At 73.9% G+C, this 20,034-nt stretch carries 15 protein-coding genes; 6 read left to right on the forward strand and 9 right to left on the reverse strand.

Going from position 1 to position 20,034, the window contains the following annotated elements:
* Window positions 1-8 precede the first annotated feature (8 nt).
* From AB0J53_RS05565 to AB0J53_RS05575, 3 genes are read right to left on the reverse strand one after another with little or no spacing between them, the layout of a single operon-like run.
* Window positions 9-1,124, reverse strand: coding sequence for a magnesium and cobalt transport protein CorA (locus AB0J53_RS05565; protein ID WP_219511708.1), 1,116 nt, complete (start codon window positions 1,122-1,124; stop codon window positions 9-11).
* A gap of 8 nt (window positions 1,125-1,132) precedes the next feature.
* Window positions 1,133-1,603: a nuclear transport factor 2 family protein gene (locus AB0J53_RS05570; RefSeq protein ID WP_308126079.1), complete on the reverse strand. Its 471-nt coding sequence runs from the start codon at window positions 1,601-1,603 to the stop codon at window positions 1,133-1,135.
* 7 nt (window positions 1,604-1,610) lie between these two features.
* Window positions 1,611-2,489: an amidohydrolase family protein gene (locus AB0J53_RS05575; protein ID WP_364168851.1), complete on the reverse strand. Its 879-nt coding sequence runs from the start codon at window positions 2,487-2,489 to the stop codon at window positions 1,611-1,613.
* A 34-nt stretch (window positions 2,490-2,523) separates the two neighbouring features.
* On the opposite strand from AB0J53_RS05575, the gene AB0J53_RS05580 reads away from it, so the two are divergent.
* Both AB0J53_RS05580 and AB0J53_RS05585 read left to right on the forward strand, forming a co-directional pair.
* A complete protein-coding gene (locus tag AB0J53_RS05580; RefSeq protein ID WP_364168853.1) occupies window positions 2,524-3,222 on the forward strand; it encodes a M50 family metallopeptidase in 699 nt (232 codons plus the stop codon).
* Window positions 3,223-3,268: 46 nt separating this feature from the next.
* Window positions 3,269-4,867, forward strand: a complete 1,599-nt coding sequence (locus AB0J53_RS05585) for a serine/threonine-protein kinase (protein WP_364168855.1) — start codon at window positions 3,269-3,271, stop codon at window positions 4,865-4,867.
* Here AB0J53_RS05585 and AB0J53_RS05590 read toward each other — a convergent pair.
* The 5 genes from AB0J53_RS05590 to AB0J53_RS05610 are packed head-to-tail and all read right to left on the reverse strand — an operon-like array spanning window position 4,864 to window position 12,103.
* Window positions 4,864-5,817: a winged helix DNA-binding domain-containing protein gene (locus AB0J53_RS05590; RefSeq protein WP_364168857.1), complete on the reverse strand. Its 954-nt coding sequence runs from the start codon at window positions 5,815-5,817 to the stop codon at window positions 4,864-4,866. The two genes, AB0J53_RS05585 and AB0J53_RS05590, sit on opposite strands and share 4 nt — an antisense overlap.
* Before the next feature lie 5 nt (window positions 5,818-5,822).
* Entirely contained in the window at window positions 5,823-7,880 is a 2,058-nt protein-coding gene (locus tag AB0J53_RS05595) for a DUF3488 and transglutaminase-like domain-containing protein (protein ID WP_364168859.1), read from the reverse strand.
* Entirely contained in the window at window positions 7,877-8,956 is a 1,080-nt protein-coding gene (locus AB0J53_RS05600; RefSeq protein WP_219511696.1) for a DUF58 domain-containing protein, read from the reverse strand. Before AB0J53_RS05600 ends, AB0J53_RS05595 begins: the two co-directional genes overlap by 4 nt.
* A complete protein-coding gene (locus AB0J53_RS05605; RefSeq protein WP_364168861.1) occupies window positions 8,956-9,948 on the reverse strand; it encodes a MoxR family ATPase in 993 nt (330 codons plus the stop codon). The genes AB0J53_RS05600 and AB0J53_RS05605 overlap by 1 nt, the downstream gene beginning before the upstream one ends.
* 13 nt (window positions 9,949-9,961) lie before the next feature.
* Window positions 9,962-12,103, reverse strand: coding sequence for a hypothetical protein (locus AB0J53_RS05610; RefSeq protein WP_364168863.1), 2,142 nt, complete (start codon window positions 12,101-12,103; stop codon window positions 9,962-9,964).
* A 130-nt stretch (window positions 12,104-12,233) separates the two neighbouring features.
* On the opposite strand from AB0J53_RS05610, the gene AB0J53_RS05615 reads away from it, so the two are divergent.
* From AB0J53_RS05615 to AB0J53_RS05630, 4 genes are all read left to right on the forward strand, one after another.
* Window positions 12,234-13,433 (forward strand): hypothetical protein, encoded by a 1,200-nt coding sequence (locus AB0J53_RS05615; protein ID WP_364168865.1) that lies wholly within the window; start codon window positions 12,234-12,236, stop codon window positions 13,431-13,433.
* Between the two features lie 329 nt (window positions 13,434-13,762).
* Window positions 13,763-15,469 carry a hypothetical protein gene (locus tag AB0J53_RS05620; protein ID WP_364168867.1) on the forward strand — a complete coding sequence of 569 codons (1,707 nt, stop codon included), beginning with the start codon at window positions 13,763-13,765 and terminating at the stop codon, window positions 15,467-15,469.
* The gene (locus AB0J53_RS05625) at window positions 15,466-15,633 is read left to right on the forward strand and encodes a hypothetical protein (protein WP_364168868.1); all 168 of its coding nucleotides are present in this window, start codon (window positions 15,466-15,468) and stop codon (window positions 15,631-15,633) included. Before AB0J53_RS05620 ends, AB0J53_RS05625 begins: the two co-directional genes overlap by 4 nt.
* A 1-nt stretch (window position 15,634) precedes the next feature.
* Entirely contained in the window at window positions 15,635-18,634 is a 3,000-nt protein-coding gene (locus AB0J53_RS05630; protein ID WP_364168870.1) for a chromosome partitioning protein ParA, read from the forward strand.
* Between the two features lie 51 nt (window positions 18,635-18,685).
* Here the strand turns inward: AB0J53_RS05630 and AB0J53_RS05635 are convergent, their stop codons facing one another.
* On the reverse strand, window positions 18,686-19,972 hold the full coding sequence (locus tag AB0J53_RS05635; protein ID WP_364168872.1) for an MFS transporter: 1,287 nt from the start codon (window positions 19,970-19,972) through the stop codon (window positions 18,686-18,688).
* Window positions 19,973-20,034: the final 62 nt, after the last annotated feature.

The raw sequence follows: 20,034 nt of genomic DNA on the forward strand, positions 1-20,034 counted from the left end.
CGTGGCGCTCACAGCCAGTCGCGCTTCTTGAAGATCACGTAGAGGGTCACGCAGCTGGCGACCATGAGCGCCATCGCGAACGGGTAGCCGAACGCCCAGTGCGTCTCCGGCATGACGTCGAAGTTCATCCCGTAGACGCCGCCCACCACCGTCGGGGCGAACAGGATGGCCGCCCAGGCGGAGATCTTCTTGACCTCCTCGCCCTGCTGGATGCTGACCTGGGTCATCCTGGCCATCTCCTCGTTCTGCGCCTGGCTCACCAGGGTCGAGTTGACCAGCAGGATGTTCTGGAGCTGCTGCTTGAACGAGCCGAGCCGCTCGTTGACGGTGATGGCGTGGTCGCTCACGTCGCCCAGGTAGCTGCGCAGCTCGTCGTCGAGGCCGTACTTGTCGGCCCCGGCGATGAGGCCGTCGATGATCCGCGACAGCGGCGCGGTGGCCCGCTGGAACTCGATGACCTCGCCGGACAGCTCGTAGACGCGGCGTGAGACGGCCGGGTCGCCGCCGAAGACCTGCGCCTCGATCTCCTCGATGTCGGTCTGCAGCCCGGCCACCACGGGGGCGTAGCCGTCGACGACCGCGTCGAGGATGGCGTACAGCACGGCCTGGGGGCCCTGCCGGAGCAGGTCGGGGTCGGACTCCATGCGCTTGCGCACGGCCTGGAGGTCGGGCGCCTCGGCGTGCCGTACGGTGATCACCACGTCGGGGCCGACGAAGACGTGCAGCTCGCCGAACGCGACCTCCTCGACGTCGTCGAGGTAGCGGGCGGCGCGCAGCACCACGAACAGGGTGTCGCCGTAGCGGTCGGCCTTGGGCCGCTGGGAGCCGACGATGGCGTCCTCCAGCGCCAGCTCGTGCAGCTCGAACTCCTCGGCGAGCTTGACCAGCTCCCACTCTTTCGGGCGGTACAGGCCGATCCAGGCCATGTCGCCGGGGTTCTCCTTGAGGTGGGCGAACGCGTCGGCGAGCGAGGCCGGGCAGGCGACGATCCGCCCGTCGCGGTAGATCGTGTTGTTGATGACCGTGGGCTGGTAGGGCGGCTCCTCCCCGGCTCGCGGGTCCATGGAGTGCTCGGGCGCCTCCTCGCGGCCCCCGCCGCGTCTGAACCCCTTCACCTTCGCCATGCCACCTCCTAGGTCTGCAGGTTGTCGAGCTCCTGCTGGGCCCGGTCCCTGATGGTCTTGCGCCACATGGGGGTCCAGCCGAACAGCAGGCCGTGCGGCCGCCCCAGCGCCATCCTGGACCAGCGCTTGAAGTCGAACTCGTCATGATGCCGGACGATCAGGTCGTCCTCGAACCGGAACAGCGCGTCGATCTCGTTGACCACCAGCCGCCCGGTGCGGTGGAAGGTGTAGCGGGCGGTCCAGTGGGCGCTGCCGGAGAACTCGTCGGCCCGCACGTCACGGTAGGTGGACGCCAGGCCGTCGCGCACGCCGAGCTGCAGGCGCCACATCGCCATCACGCGCTCGCGGCCCTCCACCTCCTGGAAGATCGGGTCACCGAAGCTCACGTCCGGGTGGTAGCACCGTCGCATGGCCGCGTAGTCGGCGCGGCCCAGAGCCTCGTAGAAAGCGCTGATCAGCGCCACGTGCGGATCGTTCACCCTGATATCAGATCATGGCCAGGCCGTTGCTCCAGCACACGGCTCTCAGCCAGTCGTCGCCTAGGTCGAGCCGGTCGAGGGCCTGGAGCTGGTGGGCGTACGGATGGGGGATGGTCGGGAAATCACTGCCGAGGACAATCTTCCCAGCGATTCCGAAATCACGCAGGGCCGGGAGAAGTCTTCGAGGAAACGGCATGCCCAACTCCGCGAAGTCCGTCAGCGCCATCGTGGTGTCCAGCGCCACCCGCTCGTAGCGCCCGGCCAGCTCGAAGAACGCCGCGTAGTCCGGCATGCCGAGGTGCGCGATCACCACCCGCAGCCGGGGATGGCGGCGCAGCACGTCGCCGATCGGCCCGGCGCCGAGGTGGCCGCCGGGCACCGGGACGGCGCTGGCGTGCACGACCACCGGCACTCCGGCCTCGGCCAGCAGCCCCCAGATCGCCTCCAGCTCGGGGGCGCGCGGGTCGAAGCCGCCGACCTGGAGGTGCACCTTTAAGATCCGCGCCCCCTCCTCCAGCGCGCGCCGCACGTACGCCTCGGCCCCCGGCTCGGGGTAGAAGGTCGCGGACGGGACGCAGCCGGGCGTGCGGCGGGCGAAGCCGAGCGTCCAGTCGTTGAGGTCGGCCGCCATGCCGGGGCGGTGCGCGTACGCCAGCGCGGGGAAGGCGAGCAGGCCCAGCTCGCGCAGCCGGGCCACCCGCTCGGCCACCGGCCAGGCGTACGTGATCCGCCAGCCGTCCCCCATCAGCGGGCCGCCGTGGGTGAAGTGGTGCCACACCCGGCGCTCCATCCGCTCGGGCAGGAAGTGCACGTGCAGGTCCACCAGGCCGGGCAGGCCGAGCGCCCGCCACCACCCCGGAACCGCAGAATCATGTTCTGTGAGCACAGTCGTGACCATACATGGATAGGGTTTTTCCTCGATGGACAAGCTCTGGGCTCAGCTGATCCAGGTCCAGGACGCCCCCGATCCGTGGATCGTGGCCGTCTCCGGGCTGGCGGCACTCGCGATCGTCACCTTCACCGCGCCCTGGCGCCTGTCCCGGGGGCTGATCACCATCGCCCACGAGGGCGGGCACGCCGTGATGGCGCTGCTCACCCGGCGCAAGCTGGAGGGCATCCGGCTCCACTCCGACACCTCCGGCGTGACCCTGACCAGGGGGCGGCCCACCGGGCCCGGCATGGTGCTCACCGCGCTGGCCGGCTACCTCGCGCCGTCGCTGCTCGGGCTGACCGCCGCCTGGCTGACCGAGCAGGGCCGCATCACGCTGCTCGTCTGGGGGATGCTCGCGTTCCTGGTGTGCATGCTGCTGCTCGTCCGCAACCTGTACGGGGCGCTCATCCTGCTGGTGACGGGCGGGGCGGTGTTCGCGCTGGTCATGTACGCGCCGGCCGGGGTGCAGCAGGGCGTGGCGCTGGGGGTGTCGTGGTTCCTGCTGTTCGGCGGGGTGCGGCCGATCGTGGAGCTGCAGCGCAAGCGGCGCAGGCGGCAGGCGCGCGACTCCGACGCCGACCAGCTCGCGCGGCTGACGTTCCTCCCCGGCGGGTTCTACGTGTTCTTCTTCCTCCTGGTGGCAGGGGCGTCGGTGGTGGCCGGCGGGTACTTGATGAATCCACTCTGACGTCCCGAAATTTCACACTAAACTCTCCCGTGACAGGGGGGAAGTTGTGCTGCCAGTCGAGGACGCGCCCGGTTACCGGGTACTCGATCAGGCCGGCCAGGGCGGGTTCGCCGTCGTCTACCGCGCCTACCAGGAGCGCCTCGACCGGGTCGTGGCGCTGAAGGTGCTGTCGGTCGACCGCGTCGACCAGCGCACGATGCGCCGCTTCCAGCGCGAGCTCCAGCTCACCGGCCGCCTCACCGGCCATCCCAACGTGGTGACGGTCTTCGACACCGGCGTGACCCGCTCCGGCAAGCCGTACATCGCCATGGACTTCTTCGAGAACGGCTCGCTGCGCGACAAGCTCCGCAACGAGGGCCCGTTCCCGGTGGCCGAGGTGCTGCGCACCGGCGTCAAGCTCGCCGGCGCGCTCGCCGCCGTGCACGAGGCGGGCGTCCTGCACGGCGACATCAAGCCGCAGAACATCCTCATCTCCCGCTACGGGGAGCCGGCCGTGGCCGACTTCGGCGTGGCCCGGGTCGTCGACTCGGCGGAGATCTCCGCTACCTCGCAGGCGTTCACCCCGCTGCACGCCGCGCCCGAGGTGCTGACCGGGCAGCCGCACTCGGTGTCCACCGACGTCTACTCGCTCGGCTCGACCCTCTACCACCTGCTGGCCGGGCAGCCCGCCTTCCACAGCCCGACGGACCCGTCGATCGCGCCGCTGATGTACCGGGTGCTGAGCGCGGAGCCGCCGCCGATCGACCGGCCCGACGTGCCGCCCGTGGTGACGCGGACGGTGCTGCGCGCGATGGCCAAGCAGCCGGAGCTGCGTTACGGGTCGGCGCGCGAGTTCGGGCAGCGGCTGCGGCAGGTGCAGGCGGAGCTCGGGCTGCCGGTGACGGACCTGCTCGGCGAGCCCGCCGCGCCCCAGCCCGCCGCCCCTCAGCCTGCGGTCCCTCAGCCTGCGGTCCCTCAGGTCGCCGCCCCCCAAGCCGTCGTCCCGCAGCCCACCGTCCCGCAGCTCGCGTCGTACGGTCCGCCGCCCGGTGCGGGTCCGGGGGCGCCGGGCGGAACCGGGACCGGGAGCGGGGCCGGGGGCGCGACGGCGTGGCAGCAGTCGGCGGCCCCGCGCGTCACCCGTCCCGCCGGGTACGAGCCCCCTCCCCCGCAGCGGACCTCGCGGCTGGGCGTCAAGGTGGCGGTGACCGCGAGCGTCACGGCGGTGGCCGTGGCGGGCACGGTCCTGGCCGTGTGGCTCTCCCTGCAACGCGCCGACCCTCCGGCAACGCTGCCCACGGCCCGGTCCGGCACGTCGGAGCCCCAGTCACAGTCGGAGGCTCCCACGATCGACCGGCGCAGCGTCGCCGCGCTGGCCCCCCGCCAGGTGAAGGTCACCTCCGACCGGGGCGCGCTGGTCGAGCTGTCGTGGGCGCTGACCGCCAAGGCCCGCCGCTACCCGGTGGTGGTGCAGCGTTCGCCGGTGGAGAAGGGCGGCCAGCCGCTCACCCCGGTGGAGGCGGGCGCCACCTCGGCCCGCATCGGCGGCCTCGACCCGGACCAGGGCTACTGCTTCGTGGTCGGCGTCCCGCTGGACATCGCGGAGAGCAGCACGGTGGCCTGGTCCAAGCCCGCCTGCATCAGGGGCGCCCGTCCGGCGAGCTAGCCCGCCGCGCCCAGGAAGCGGCGGACGTCGGCGATCTCCGCATCGAGGGAGCCCGGGTCGAGGAGGCCGGCGAACGGGGTGACCGTGACGGCGGCGGCCTTGCGTGTCCAGGTGCCCGCGATCCGGCCGCCGGCGATGACGACGGGGCGCAGGAGGCCGCCGCCGGGGAAGACCGCGCGGGCGTGCTCGGGCGGGAGGATCGGGTCGCGGCTCTTCCAGCCCAGCAGATACTCGTCGAAGGCGGGCGCGAGGCGTACCACCGGCTCTTGCGGGGCGGGGGCGGCGGGCGCGGGGACGCGCCAGGCGGCGCGGGCGGCGCCGAGAGACAGGCCCGACCAGGCTGCCAGGTCCTCGGGCCCGGCCGGGTGGTGGGCGCGGCGGTAGCGCAGGCCCAGCTCGGCGAGGGCGCGGTCGCGGTCCGGCTCGGGGGTGACGGGCGCGCCGAGCCAGTCGGCGGCGTGCACGTACGTGGGCTTGCCACCGCGCGGCGGGCCGAGGACGGCGAGGCCGTGGTGGGCGGCGAGCGCGACCAGGTGGACGATGCCCTGGCCGCTCGCCCGGCCCGCCAGGCGTTCGGCGAGGTCGGCCTTGGTGAGCGGGCCCTGGCCGGCGAGCGCGCGGCCGATCAGCGGGAGGAGGTCGTCGCCGGTGACGCCTTCCTGGGCCAGGCGGCGCCGCGCGGCGGTGTCGTTGCGGGTGAGCGCGTGGACCCAGGGCAGGTCGTCGCGGTGGACGAAGTGGAGGGTGCCGCGCGGCCCCCACGTCCTGACGATCTCCCGGGAGTGCCAGGCGGCCTCGACGTCCGCGCGGGTGAGGGTCGCCGAGCGGGCGCGGAAGGCCAGCAGGGCGGAGACGATGTCCTGGGCCTGCACGGCGAGCAGGTGCCGGACGACGTCGCCGGCGCCGAGTCCCGGCGGGCGGTGCAGGAGCTGGGCTTCCACGCTGCGCATGCCGGTCATCGTAGAAGGATCCGGTCGCGGAGGCGGGCGGTGAGGGGGGTGCGGGCGCGTACGGCCAGGCGTACGGCGTCGCTGCGCCGCCAGGCCTCGTCGGCGGCGGCGGACCCGACGTCCTCGGGGGCGTAGCGGGCGAAGTTGGTGATGTCGGCCAGCGGCCGGAGGTCGGGGCTGACGGCGCCGGAGCGGGCCACGACCTCCTCGGCGGTCAGCGTACGCGCGTCGCGCAGCCCCAGGTCGTCGCAGGTCTGCCGCCACGCGCCGAGCACCCGCTGGCCCGGCGCGGGGGCGTTGCGGCGGGCGCGCCTGCGCCACCACGGCCGCGCCGCCGCCACCCCCAGGTACGCCACCAGCAGCACGGCGAGGACCGCCGGGGCGATCAGCCAGAGCGGGAGGCCGCCTTCGGACGCGTCGCCGGTCCCCGTACGGGTCGGGCGCGACTGCTTGGGCTTGCTGGTGCCGCCCTGGGTGAACTCGCCCGCGAGCTTCTCGCTCTCCTGGATGGCGGACGACACCACGTCGTGGTCGTCCTTGGAGCCGCTCCGGCCGGGTGTGGGGTAGAAGGGCCGCCAGCCGAGCTTGTCGAACTTGATCTCCGCCCACGCCATCACATGTCCCGATTTAACGTGATAAACGCCGTCAGGACCGGCCTCGCCGGGACGGAAGCCCACCACCACCCGCGACGGCAGCCCGAGCGTCCTGGCCATGAGCGCGAACGCCGACGCGAACTGCTCCGACGTCCCCCGGTGCGTGGTCTCCAGGAAGAACTCCAGCCCCTTGAGCGAGTGCCCCGGCGGCGCCTTGACGTCGTACCCGGCGTTGGCCCGCAGGTAGCTCTGCAACCGGTACGCCTGCTTGATCGGCGCGTCCGCGCCCTTGGTCGCCTCCTGCGCCAGCTCCGTGAACAGCTTGCGCTGCGGCCCCGCGGGAAAGGCGGTCAGCGACGCGTCGGCGACGGGCGCGGCGTCGAGCAGGTCCTGCTTGGACGGCTTGGCCACCCGCGAGGTCACCTGGTAGGCGAACCCCTTGCCCGGCTTCACCTCGGCGATCAGCGCGCCGCTGCCGGGGTCGACGGCCAGCCCGCGCACCCCCGTGACCTCGACCGGCCGCTCGGCCGCGGGCAGCCAGGTGCCCGGCAGCCCGCTGAACGTGACGCTCTGCCGTACGGTCTCCGCCGGGCCGTCCCACTCGCCCTCGGGCACCCGGCCGCCGGTCGGCTGGAAACGGGCGGCGGACGTCCACCGGACGCCGTCGTAGCGGTCGAGCACGGCCAGCCGCCAGTTGAGCGGTTTGTCGGCCTTGACGGTGAACAGGTCGCGGTCGGGCATCTGCAGCCACGCCGACACGCGGTCGAGCGGGCTGACGCTGTCGACGCGGCGGGGCGGCGGCAGCTCGGCGTTCTCGCGCGGGTTGTACGGCTCGGCGGCGATGGGCAGCAGCGGCCCGGCGACCAGGGCGAGCGCGGCCAGCGCGGCCCCGGCGGGCACGCCCGCGAGCAGCCAGAGCGCCGGGCGTCCCTCCCTGACCAGCGCGAGGGCGACGACGAGGACGAGGAGGGCGCCGGCCACCGGCAGGTTGGAGCCTTCGCCGTCCACGCCCAGCAGCAGCGCGACCCCGTACACGACCAGGGCCGGGAGGGCGGCGGCCAGGCGGGTGCGGGTGCGGTTGAGCACCTCGGCGCCGACGACGGCGGCGGCCCAGACGAGCGTGTGCGCCAGCACGAGCAGGCGCGGCTCCGGCGGGGCGGGCAGCAGCGTGGTGAGCAGCCCCTGCCAGGCGTTGGCCACGTCCGCGAACACCCCGGGGGCCGGGCCGCCGTAGAGCGGGATCGTCCCGGCGAACCACAGCACCACGTCGAGCAGCAGCGCCAGCCAGAGCGGCCGGCTCCGGGTGAGCGCCGCGACCAGCGCGGGAGCGACGGCGGCGGGCACGATCGCGAGGATCAGCCCGGTGCCGGCGAACACCCGGTGGAACCCCCACCCGGCGGTCCCGGCGAGGGCGACGACGAGCGCGAGACCGGCGAGCCGGTGCCAAGTGCGCGCGGTCGCCGGGGTCATCTGGCCCCCCACAGCAGCGGCAGCGCGTCGAGCTCGGCCAGCGGGATCACGGTGACGCCGGGCGCGCTGACGGCTCCCGCGCCCACGTACACGCAGATGACGCGGTCGAAGCGGCGGCGGACGCCGGCGACGCGGCCCGCCTCGGCGGGGTCGGCGGTGACGAGGACGAGCGAGCCGCCACCGCGCGCCAGCCGCATCGCCTCCGTGACGCCCGTCGTGCCGGGGCCGACCAGGGCGAGCCGGTCGAGCAGCAGCTCGCCGTCGGACTTGGTCTCGGCCACCGGCCCGTCGCCGGTGACGACCCGGACGGGGAACCCCGCCCCGGCCGCCGCGACGGCCGCCGAGGCCGCGGCGTCGACGGCGAGCTCGGTGAGGTCGCGGGTGTCGAGGACGACCGTGGTCGTGGGCAGGCTGGCGTCGATGAGCTGGCGGACCATGAGCGTGCCGGTGCGGGCGCTGGAGCGCCAGTGGACGTGCCGCAGGTCGTCGCCGACGACGTACTCGCGCAGCGTGTGGAAGGTGACGGTGCCGCTGGGCGCGTTGTCGCTAGCAGGGCCCTCCAGGTGGTGCGCCCTGCCGGACGGCGGCACCGTGAGGGCGGCCGTGCGCGGGCGGACCAGGAGCCTCGCGGCCTCGCCGTACTCCCTGACGCGGCGCGTGAGCCCCAGCGGGTCGGCCCGCACGAGCGTCAGCGGGCCGATCGGGATGTCGCCGCGCACCTGCGTGGGCAGCGGGTACGAGACGGTCCTGGCGCCGCCCCTGGGCAGCCGGGGCAGGTCCACGGCGTGCTCGGACGCGCCGATCCGGTCGTGGGCGCGCAGCCCGCTCAGGCCTCGCCCGCCGAGGTTGCGCACGTGCAGGACGGCGACGGCGGCCTCGCCGCGCGGCACCTTCAGCGGCGTCACCTCGCGCCGCACCTCCAGCCTGGGCCTGGGCGCGGTCCAGGCGAGCGCGGCGGCCAGCGCGAGCAGGCCGCCGGTGGCGAGCACGACGGGCTCCGGATAGCCGAGCGCGAACCCGGCCGCGTACAGCGCGGCCGAGCCGGCGAGCGTCCCCCAGCCGAGCGGCGTCAGCACTAGGCCGCCTGGGGCACGGGCATCCCGGCGAGCAGCTCGCCGAGCACCCCGGCGGCGGTGACCTCGCGCAGCTCGGCCTCGGGCGTGCGGATCAGCCGGTGGGCCAGCACGGGCACGGCCAGCGCCTTGACGTCCTCGGGCACCACGTAGTGGCGTCCGGCGGCGGCGGCCTTGACCCGGGCGGCCCGCAGCAGGGCCAGGCTGCCGCGCGGGCTCGCGCCGAGCCGCAGGTGCGGGCTGGTGCGGGTGGCCGCGCAGAGCGCCACGATGTAGTCGTAGACCGGGTCGGCGACGTGGATGCGGGTCGCGAAGTCGATCATCCCGGCGACGTCGGAGGCGCGGGCGACGACCGGCAGCCGTTCGACCTGCGGGCCGGTGGGCATGCCCTTGAGCACCTGCACCTCCGACGCGTGGTCGGGGTAGCCGACGGAGATCTGCATGAGGAAGCGGTCGAGCTGGGCCTCGGGCAGCGGGTAGGTGCCGTCCATGTCGACCGGGTTCTGCGTGGCGACCACCAGGAACGGCCGGGGCACCGGGTGCGGCTCGGCGTCCACGGTGACGCGGCGCTCCTCCATGACCTCCAGCAGCGCCGCCTGCGTCTTCGGCGAGGCGCGGTTGATCTCGTCGGCGAGCACGATGTTGGCGAACACCGGCCCCTGGTGGAACTCGAACTTCTGGTGCGCCTGGTTGAAGATCGACACGCCGGTGATGTCGCTGGGCAGCAGGTCGGGCGTGAACTGCACGCGCCGCCACTCGGCGTCCACGCTGGCCGCGATCGACCTGGCCAGCGTCGTCTTGCCGGTGCCCGGCACGTCCTCGATGAGCAGGTGCCCCTCGGCGAACAGGCAGATCAGCGCCAGCTCGACGGCCTCGCGCTTGCCACGGATGACGTGCTCGATGTTGGTCGCGAGCAGCTGGAAGCGCTGCGCGAACTGGCCGGCGAGCTGCGCGGGCTGCTCGTGACCGTGCTGCTGGTGGCTGTAATGCGTCAACCGAGTCCCCTTCTCAGTCGGTGCACTCGTAGAGCGGGGCCGCCGGGAAGCCGCCGCGCGGCGTCTTCATCAGGGTGTCGCTGATGTAGCCGACGCCGCCGTTCCACTCGATCCTGTTCCAGATGTCGCTGGTCTCCCCGGACTGCTTCTCGCTGACCGACATGCCCTTGACCTGGCAGATCACTGTCAGGCTGAGGTACTTCCCCTTGTCGATCTGGCCGATCTGGCAGTTCCCCGTGGCACACGAATTGATCTTGGTGTTGGTCTCGTCGTTGTAGGCGTTCTGATAGGCGTGCCTCGGGTAGGCCAGGTCCACCTCGGCGGTGACGGCCTCCTGGCTCTCCCCCGCCGCGTTCTTCGCCTTCAGCGTGAACGTGTGCTTCTGGTTGTTCTTCAGGCCCTCGACCCCGTACGAGGTGCCGCTGATGCCGTCCTTGTCCGCCGCGCCCGACAGCACGTACGTGACGTCCTGGCCGGCGTTCTCCGGGGCGCTCCAGGTCAGGTCGGCGCCCCGGTTCTTGGCCTTGGCGGCGAAGCCCGACGGCGGGCCAGGCGCCACGCACGGCTTGACCCCGGCGCTCGGGTCGGACGCGACCTCGCCGCCGGACCAGTGCGCGACGACGGTGAACGTGTACTCGCCCGCGCAGTCGCCCCCGGTGAACTCGAACCGGAACGGCCCGCCCGCGTCCACCTGCTGCGGCGTGACGCTGCCGTCGCCGCCGTCCACCTTCAGCGTGTAGCGCTCCACCTCGCCGCCCGCGGACGGGCTGAAGCTGATGTCCACCCGGCCCGGCCCGGTCCTGGCGGTCACGGCCCCCGGCTTGCCGGGCGGCGTCGCGGACGGCGCCGGCGTGGGCGTGGGGGTCGGCGTGGGCGTCGCGACCGGCTTCCTGGTCCTCGTACGGGTCGGCTCCGGGTCCGGCTCGGCCTCCACCTCCTCCGTCCGGGTGGGCCGCGGGTCCGGCTCGGACGTGGCGGGCCGCTCCTGCTCCTGGGTCTGCGTGGGCTCCGGCTTCGGCGTCTTGGGCCTGGGCGTGTTCGTCGGGCCCGGGACGTCGGAGTCGTCCTTGTCGATGTCGTGCTTGCGGCCTTCCGGGTCGATGACGATGGCCTTGTCGCCGTTCTCGTCGTTGGCCCAGAGCAGCCCGTCCTTGACGAACACGTCCACCTCGCCGGGGCCCTGCGCCACCTGGAGGGTGGTGGGCCGGCCGCCGTCGGCGCTGTCCCAGACGATCAGGGCGCCGCTGCTGCGGTCCGGCACGTACACCTTGGAGCCGAGCACCTGCGGCACGCCGAGCGCGGCCGGGTCGGACGCCTCGAACCGGGTGGTGAGCACCGAGTTGGACGCGGTGTCGATCACCACGAGCAGCCCCGAGTCGCCCGCCGTCAGCACCGGCACCAGCGGGCCCTCGGTGCTGGCCGGGGTGAGCACGCCGCCCTCGGCCGCCTGCGCGACCTCCTTCGGCAGCAGGATCTCGCCCACGCCGCCGTCGGCGCCGACGAGCGTGGCCGTGGCGGCGCGTGTGTTGACGATCAGCGGGACCGAGCCCGCGATGGTGACGGCCAGCTCCTCGCCGGGCTCGCCGACCTTCACCGGTGTACGGGCCACGCCGCCGGACACCGGCACCACCTCGCCCTTCGCGGTGACGGGCACCCACAGCGTGCCGGCGCCGTCGATGCGGGCCGCGCCCAGCGGGCCGGGCAGCGCGAGCGGCGCGCCCACGGTGTTGAGAGTGAGCGGGTCGATCCGCTGGACCTCGCCCTTCGGGTTCACCGCGTAACCGGTGTCGCCCGACAGCGCGAGCTGCACGCCGGCCGCGCCGAAGTCGCGCGACTGCGTGACGGTGAGCTGGCTGGGCTCGATCCGGCTCACGTAGCCGGTGCGCTCGTCGACCAGCAGCACGTGCGAGCCGTCCTGAACAACCTTGAGCTGCTTGCCCGCCTTGTCGTCGAGATAGCCGTCGACCTCCCCCGAGAGGCCGTTGACGTGCACGATCTTGCCTCGCGCGGCGGTCCACAGCCAGGCTCCGACGTCGGCCAGCTTCGGGTTGGCGCTCGACACGCCCACACCGAAGAACGCCGCCGCCCCAGCCAGGATGACCGCCGCCGCCCCCGCGATCAGAGCCGTCGCCCGATCGCCTCGGAGTACGCGCATGCGATTACTCACTCCGTCGTACTGATTACTGTGCGTTTGCCCCCGTATGTATCAGGGGTCACCCTAGCGTGCCCCGGTAGCACGCGCATGCGGGCAAGGAATGTCGGCGCGAGGCCGTACCTTAGTGCGCGTGCCAGAGCAGCCCCTGACCCTCGACTCCGCGCTCACCGACGAGGCGGTGCTGTCGACCTACCGCCGCATGTTCGCGGCCCTGGCCCGCGACAGCGGGGCCGTGGTCGACGACCCCGCGCTCGTCGACATCGCCGAGACGCTGTTCGCCGCGTTCGCCGAAGCCGGCGAGGAATGGCTCACGCACGACCAGATGCGCTTCGCCTGCCGCGCCCACCCGGCCGACCAGTTCGACAACCGGCTGCGCGTCCTCAAGGGGCTCGGCGCCATCCGCGAGGTCTTCCCCAAACCCAACCAGCTGCGCTACCGCGCGTCGTTCACCAGCGTCGTCGGGCTCATGTTCATCAGGCGCATGATGGACGACGGCGGCCAGTCGGAGATGCACCGGCTGCTCGCCCTCGAAGACCTCAACGTCGCCGACCCGCGCACCACCATGGAGGAAGCCCGGCAGAGCGCCGTCAACCTCGCCCGCGCCTTCCGCCTGTGGGCGCTGGAGCTGATCACGCTCACCACCGGCACCATCGAGGAGTTGCGCGAGCAGGCCCCCAAGCTGTGGGGCACCGAGGAGATCGCGCACCGCGCCCAGAGCCTCCACGGCACCATCCTCACCCGCTGGCCCGAGCTCGACCGCGTCTGCACCGACCTGCGCGCCGCCATCTACTCCTACAGCGACGCCTCCCGCCGCGCCGCCGGCCGGCTCGCCGACTCCGCCGGCACCACCCGCAACCTCACGCTCCTGCCCACCGAGACGTGGCGCACCTTCGCCCAGACCGCGTCCAGGGAGCGGCTCGCCGCCGTGCTCGACGGCTTCCTCTTCGACGCCCCCGCGCCCTGGCACGACCCCGCCGCCATCGCCCGCGCCGTCGACGAGGCCCCGCGCCCCGCCCCCGCCCAGCCCACTCCCCCGCGCTCCACCCTGCCCGACCCCGGCCCCGAAGGCTCGCTCGACTCCTCACCCACGGCCGCCGCCGAACGCCTGACCGCCCTGGCCGAGTCCCTGCTCGGCGGCGCCTCCCGGGTCGCGCTGGCCGACGTCATCGACTCCGACTGGCCCTCGGCCCGGCGCCTGCTGGCCGACCTGACGAGCATCGACCTGCGTCCCGAACTGCCCTACCGGCTGGCCTGGTCCGACGGCCTCACCCTCGACCCGTCCCGCGAGCCCGCCTGGCTCTCCCACGGCCACCTGGAGCGCACCCCATGACCACCCCGCCCCGGCCCCCTGCCGACCACCCACCGTCGGACCCGCCCTCCCCGGCCGCGGACCGCACGCTCTCCGCGCCCACCGCCGCCGAGGCCCACCCTTCCGCGTCCGGCCCCTCCCCAGCGGACCCGCGCCGTACGCCGCCCTCGCCTTCCCCGGACGGGGGCCGTCCCCTGGCGGGGCCCTCCTCCAAGGACGGCCGCCGCGCGCCGGCCGGATCGTTCCCTCGGGAGGGGCGCCGGGCTGGGGGCACGGCCTTGAAGGCAGCGTCGCAGGTGACAGCCGGTGCGGTGGCGCATGCGCGGGCCAGGGTCGAGGGACCGCTGACGTTGAGGGCCACGGAGGCGGCCCCCGCCGGGATGACCCGGCTGACCAGGCCCGACTCCACCGGCCAGGCGCTCCCCGTCTGGCCCGACGGGGTCACGCCGTCGCTGCTGGAGGAGCACCAGGTCCCGCCCATGCCCGTGGAGCGCTCCGGTGAGACCCGCCGCGTCCTCGCCGCCGTGCTCAAGTGCTGCTGGAACGACCACACGACCGACCCGTGGCCGGGCGACCCGGCGCCGCTGGAGCGCGTGCTCGACACCTACCGCGCGCTGATCGGCCGCACCGACGACCTGATGCGCAACTGGGCGATCGGCGCGCTGCGCCGCCTGCACGACTCGGCCTGGGTGTCGATGTCCGACGGCATCGTCTCCCTGGGGCCGCGCTGCGCCCTGTGGCCGGTGGAGTCCCACGCCGTCCTCCAGGAGCTGGTCCGCCGCATCCCCGAGCCGGAACGCCGGGCCCTCACGGTCGTAGCCGACGCCGACCTCGTCGCCGCCGCCCGCCCGGCGCCGCCGTCGATAGCGGTACCGCTATCGACGGCCCCACCAGCGCGGACACCGTCCACCCCCACCCCGGGCCACGACGCCCCCGAAACGACCGAGCCCCACGACCCGCCCCCGCCCGGGCAGCCGGACGCGGTGCAGGACGGGCACCCCCCACAGGACCACCAGCCCGTACGGGACACACAACCGCAGGACGAGCACCCGGTCCAGGCCGAACGGGACGCGCAGGCCCCGCGGGCCGGGCAGTCCCCGCCGGTCGGGCGGGACGCTGAGCCTCCGCAGGCCGGACAACCCGCGCAGGACCCGCAGCTTCCGCAGGATGAGCAACCCGTGCGGGACGCGGAGTCCGCGCGAGACGCCCAGCCCGTGCCGGACGCCCAGCCCGCGCAGGATGTCCAGCCTGCGCAGGACGTGCGGCTTAGGGCGGAGGGCTCTCTGGTGGAGGGGGTTGCCGGGGCCGGGGGGCGGGTGGAGGCGGGGGTGGCCGAGTTCGGCGATCTGCTGGACGCCTATGACGAGCGGCGGCGGGCCGAGCTGGTGGCCGCGTTCATGGTGGTGGAGCATGCGGCCGAGCCCGTGCAGGAGGCGAGGTTCGCCGCCCTGCGCGATCCGGCGTTGCGCCACACCCTGGCGGCGATGCTGGCCCGGCGGGGTCGCGTGCTGGTCCAGCACCGTGAGCGCTGGATCTCCGGCTATGACGACGAGATCGCCGCGCTGCACCGCGCCCCCGCTGCGGAGCAGCCCGCCGACGCCGAGCCGTCGGAGCCGGGTGTGGACGGGCGGCGGTCGGATCGGCCCGCGCACGCCGGAGGTGGCAGGAGCGGGGCGCAAGGGCCGGGACAGGGGCTCGGGGAGAGTGAGCGGGCGGTGCTGACGCTGGTGCTGGTGCACTCGGTGGCGATCCCGCGCGCCGAGGGCCTGCTGCCGGAGGACTCGTGGCTGTCGCCGCACCCGACGCCGGTGGACGAGCTGCGCCGCCACACCCAGTTGCCGATCGGCGAGCTGGAGTCGGCGTTGCGGACGTTGCGGCACGCCGGGCTGCTGGCGCAGGTGAAGGCCGGTGAGGAGGCGGGTGGTTACGTTCCGGGCCCGCAGTTCCACCGGCTCACCCCGGCGGCGCGGCGGCGGCTGCAGGAGGAGCTGATCCTGGCCGCGGGCCCCGACACCCCGCTGGCGGCGGCCGTACGGGCTCGGAGGACGGCCAGGTGACGAGCGGGACGGCCCGCCGGACGGGCGGGGCCGTGGATCAGGACGCGGATCAGGCCGTGGGTCAGGACGTGGACCAGGACGTGGACCAGGACGCGGACCAGGACGCGGACCAGGGCGCGGGTCAGGTCGAGGATCAGGACGCATGGAAGGTTACGGGGAGCTGAAGTGGCGCAGGTGGAGAACGTCGTCGGGGATCGCGTGCTGGTCGCTGTGCAAGCGGTCAACATCTCCCGCCTGTCCACCCATCCGGTGCCGACGGTGCCGGGGACGCTGATCGTGGTGGCGGGGGCGGGCCCGAAGGACTCCAACGGGGCGGGCAAGTCCTCGTTCATCGCCTCGATCACGGCGCTGCTGGGTGACGAGCAGTGGCGGTTCGCGTCGGGGGCGAAGGCGGTGTCGGAGCTGCTGTTCAACGCGGAGCTGGCCAGCGGGGCCGGGGCGCGGCAGTGGGCGAGCGCCGATCACGGCTACATCGTGGGCGTGTTCGGGCCGCCGGGGATGCGGGAGTTCGCGGCTCCGGCCGAGCCGGTGGCGGCGGCGGGGGACGACGGGGAGCTGTTCGAGGTGCCGGACGACTCCAGCGGGCCAGTGACGGTCTGGTTGCGGGTCAACCAGGAGGCTCCGCATCTGGAGATCCGGTGGCGGGCCGGGGTGCATCTGGCCGCGGCTGCGTCGGAGGCGGAGCGGGTGGCGCGGGCCGACGAGCTGTGGGGTTCGCTGCCGCGGTCGGCGGGGCGGCGGGACGTGGTGGCGCGTGACCTGACGAAGGTGCTGTACGGCGACCGGGTGCGGTGCGTGTCGTTCCTGTCGACGAGCGTGCGCAGCAAGGTGGCGACGAACCTGCTGTCGCAGCCGCTGAACGAGATCTCGCCGGAGCGGGTGTTCGAGGCGATCGCGGCGCTGACGGGGCTGGACGCCGAGCTGGAGCAGGAGCGGGAGGCGCGGCGCGACGAGCACGCCAAGCGGGTGCGGGCGGTGCTGGCGGGTGAGCGGCTGGCGGAGTTCGAGGCGGAGTCGAAGGCGTTGCTGGCCACGTTCGACCGGCGTGACCAGGCTCGTGTACGACTGGCCGAGGCGTTGCGGTGCTGGCGGGGGCGGCAGGCGCGCAAGCTGGCCGACGCCGCCGCGAAGGACGAGGCGCTGGCCGGTGAGCTGGCGCGGCATCGGGCGGCCGGTGAGGCGGCGGCGGAGGCGATCGCGCTGGTGAAGGCGGAGATCGCGACGCTGAAGGACGACTCGCTGGACCGGGGCGTGACGGAGGCGCGCAGGGAGCTGGCGGCGTTGCAGGCGCGGGCGGCCAAGCTCGACGCCGACCGGGCCGTGGCGGAGAACTCGGCCGACGAGCTGCGCGGGATGATCCCGGCGCTGGAGGAGGCGCGGCGCTTCGCCGACGGGCGTGACGTGCCGGCGGCGGAGCGGGAGCTGGCGGCGGCGCGGCTGCGGCTGAACGAGGCGCTCAAGGCGCTGGGCGTGGCCGACCAGGAGGTGGCCTCGGCGCGGGCGGCGCTGGACGACGCCGAGGGCGGCCCGGCCGCCGCGCAGCTCGACGCGCTGGCGGCGGCGGGCGTGGGCGCGACGGGCCTGCTGGACGCGCTGGACGTGGCCGAGCAGGCCCGCGGCTCGCTGCGGGTGGACGAGCTGCGCGGCTGGCCGGGCGAGCACGCGGTGGTCGTCGACGCCGCCAAGCTGGGCGAGGCCGCCGAGGCGCTGTCCGGTCTGCCCGGTTCGGTGCTGGTCAGCGCCGCCGGGGTGAGCGTGGTGGGGGCGTTCGACGGGGTGGCGACGGGCCGGGAGGCGCGCATCAAGGCCGCCGGTCAGCGGCTGAACCGGGCGATGGACGTACAGGAGACGGCCGCGCAGGCCGTGCACGACGCGGAGGAGACGGTCGCGCAGGCGCAGCGGCGGCTCGACGGGGCGAAGGCCGGTGTGCGGCTCGGCGAGCTCGAAGGGCGGCTGGCGGAGCGGCGGGCCAGGCTGGGCGAGCTGACGGCGGCGCTGGAGGAGCTGACGCCGCAGGTCGCCGAGGCCGAGCGGCAGGCGTCCTCGCTCGACTTCCGGGCCCGCACCCGTGACATGGAGATCGAGCGGCTGGAGGGCAGGCGGCAGCGGCACGAGGCGGAGCGGGCGCAGGCCCGCGAGCAGGAGGCGCGGGTCGGCGGCGAGCGGGAGGCGCTGCGGCTCGACGCGCTGGCCGCCGAGTGGGGCGGCACCGTCGAGACGGCCGGCGAGTGGGTGCGGGCGCTGCCCGAGGAGGAGCGGGGCCGCACCGCCGACGAGTGGTGGCGGGCCGCGGAGCGGCAGTTCGACCAGGCGTTGCGTGACACGTTCCCGGAGGAGGACGCGGAGATCCCGGAGGAGCTGCGGTTCCTGCTGGACGAGCGGGGCGGCAGCACGGCGCGCGAGCAGGCGACGTTCGCGGCGGTGTGCGGTGCTTTGGCGTCCTATCTGCGGGGTCAGGAGGAGTACGAGAAGCACCAGCGGCGGCAGATCGAGGCGCAGATCGTGTCCCGCCAGCGTGACCTGGCGGCGGCCGACAAGGGCGCGGAGGAGGCGGCGCAGTCGACGGCGGTGCACCGGGCGGCGCTGACGGCGGCGATCAAGGCGCGGTTGCAGCGGGTGGCGGAGGAGTTCGAGAAGCTCGACACCTCCTACGGCGGCTACGGCGCGACGCTGGAGTTCCCGGTGCCGCCCGCGCCGGCCGATCCGGAGCAGCGCTGGCAGTGGCGGGTGACGCCGAAGTGGCGGCGCGGCGAGGGGCAGGGCTTCGTCCCGTACAACCGGCGGGCCAACACCGCGCTCATGGACGAGAAGGCGGTCAAGCTGGTGTGCGCGGCGGCGATCGCCTCCTCCGGCGGCGGCCACCTGTGCCTGGTGCTCGACGAGCTGGGCCGCAACCTGGGCAAGGAGCATCGCCGGGAGGCGGTGGCGCTGTTCCGGCGGATCGGCGAGACGTACGGGATCACGGTGATCGGCGCGCTTCAGGACGACATGGAGCCGTACGCGATCGACGCCTGCGGCCAGTACATCAAGCTGCGGCGCTCGTCCGACGCGATGCCGTACAACGAGCCGCCGGTGATCGTCGGCCACGACGAGCACGCCGAGCGGGTGCGGGCGCTGGCCGCCTACGTGGAGCGGCCGGCCCAGCCGGTCGGCGGGCCGGTGTAGCGGCCCGCGACCGGGTCTCCCGGGGTCTACGCGACCGGGTCTCCCGGGGGTCTACAGGGTCTCGTCGCCGGTCTCGGGCAGGGCGATCATGCAGAGCAGGCTGAGCGCGGCCATCGCCGAGACGTACACGCCGACGCCGAACACGCCGACGCCGCTCGCCTGCATGCTGGTCGCCACCAGCGGCGGCACCGCTCCGCCGAGCACGCCGCCCAGGCTGTAGGCGACCGAGGCGCCGCTGTAGCGGAACTCGGTGCGGAACAGCTCCGGCAGGTAGGCGCCCATCGGCCCGAACACCAGGCCCATGAGCGCCAGCGCGCCCGCCAGCGCGACGCCGACGAGCGGCACCGACCGGGTCTCCATCAGCGGGAACATCACCAGCCCCCACGCGATTGCCACGGACGTGCCGGTGATGAGCGTGCGGCGGCGGCCGAGCCGGTCCGACACGATCGACGACACCACGGTGCCCGCCGCCATGAACACCACGCCGATCATCGTCAGCGCCAGCATGGTCGTGCGCGGGATCTCCAGCGTGCCGGTGCCGTACGCCAGGCAGTAGGTGGTGGCCGTGTAGAACAGCGTGTACGCGATCACCATCGCGCCGGCGCCGAGCAGGACGCGCCGCCACTGGTGGCGCATGAGGCCGGCGAACGGCACCTTGGCGATCCGCCGCTCGTCCATCGCCGCCTGGAAGACCGGCGTCTCGGAGATCTTCAGCCGCACGTACAGCCCGACGACCACCAGCAGCAGGCTCGCCACGAACGGCACCCGCCACCCCCACGAGCCGAACTGCTCGTCGGTGAGCGTCGCGCCGAGGATCAGGAACAGGCCGTTGGCCGCGATGAACCCGACCGACGGCCCGAGCTGCGGGAACATCGCGTACAGGCCGCGCTTGCCGGGCGGCGCGTGCTCGGTGGCCAGCAGCGCCGCGCCGCCCCACTCGCCGCCGAGCCCGATGCCCTGCGTGAACCGCAGCAGCACCAGCAGCACCGGCGCGGCGACGCCGATGGCCGTGTAGCCGGGCAGCAGCCCGATGACGATCGTGGACAGCCCCATGACCAGCAGCGACACGACCAGCATGGACTTGCGCCCGATCCGGTCGCCCCAGTGCCCGAACAGCGCCGACCCGAGCGGCCGGGAGATGAACGCCACCGCGAACGTCGAGAACGCGGCCAGGCTCCCGGCCAGCGGATCCATCTCGGGGAAGAACGCGGTGTTCAGCACCAGCGCCGCCGCGGTGCCGTAGATGTAGAAGTCGTAGAACTCGATGGCGGTGCCGGCCAGGCTGGCGGCCGCGATCCGGGTCCGGCTGGGGGCCTCACTTCGGGGGGATTGCGTCATGTACGTCTCACTATGTGGTCTTACATCTTGTGAAGTGGTACGTGAACGCTACCACCTGCTGA

The sequence above is a fragment of the Nonomuraea sp. NPDC049725 genome (assembly GCF_040674795.1).
GTDB classification, from domain to species: domain Bacteria; phylum Actinomycetota; class Actinomycetes; order Streptosporangiales; family Streptosporangiaceae; genus Nonomuraea; species Nonomuraea ceibae.

What these genes read in the sequence shown, in the direction of transcription:
- AB0J53_RS05590 (WP_364168857.1), bottom strand. Translation starts at nt 5,817, where the DNA reads ATGCGCAGCGTGGAAGCCCAGCTCCTGCACCGCCCGCCGGGACTCGGC.
- AB0J53_RS05635 (WP_364168872.1), bottom strand. Translation starts at nt 19,972, where the DNA reads ATGACGCAATCCCCCCGAAGTGAGGCCCCCAGCCGGACCCGGATCGCG.
- AB0J53_RS05580 (WP_364168853.1), top strand. Translation starts at nt 2,524, where the DNA reads ATGGACAAGCTCTGGGCTCAGCTGATCCAGGTCCAGGACGCCCCCGAT.
- AB0J53_RS05565 (WP_219511708.1), bottom strand. Translation starts at nt 1,124, where the DNA reads ATGGCGAAGGTGAAGGGGTTCAGACGCGGCGGGGGCCGCGAGGAGGCG.
- AB0J53_RS05610 (WP_364168863.1), bottom strand. Translation starts at nt 12,103, where the DNA reads ATGCGCGTACTCCGAGGCGATCGGGCGACGGCTCTGATCGCGGGGGCG.
- AB0J53_RS05595 (WP_364168859.1), bottom strand. Translation starts at nt 7,880, where the DNA reads ATGACCCCGGCGACCGCGCGCACTTGGCACCGGCTCGCCGGTCTCGCG.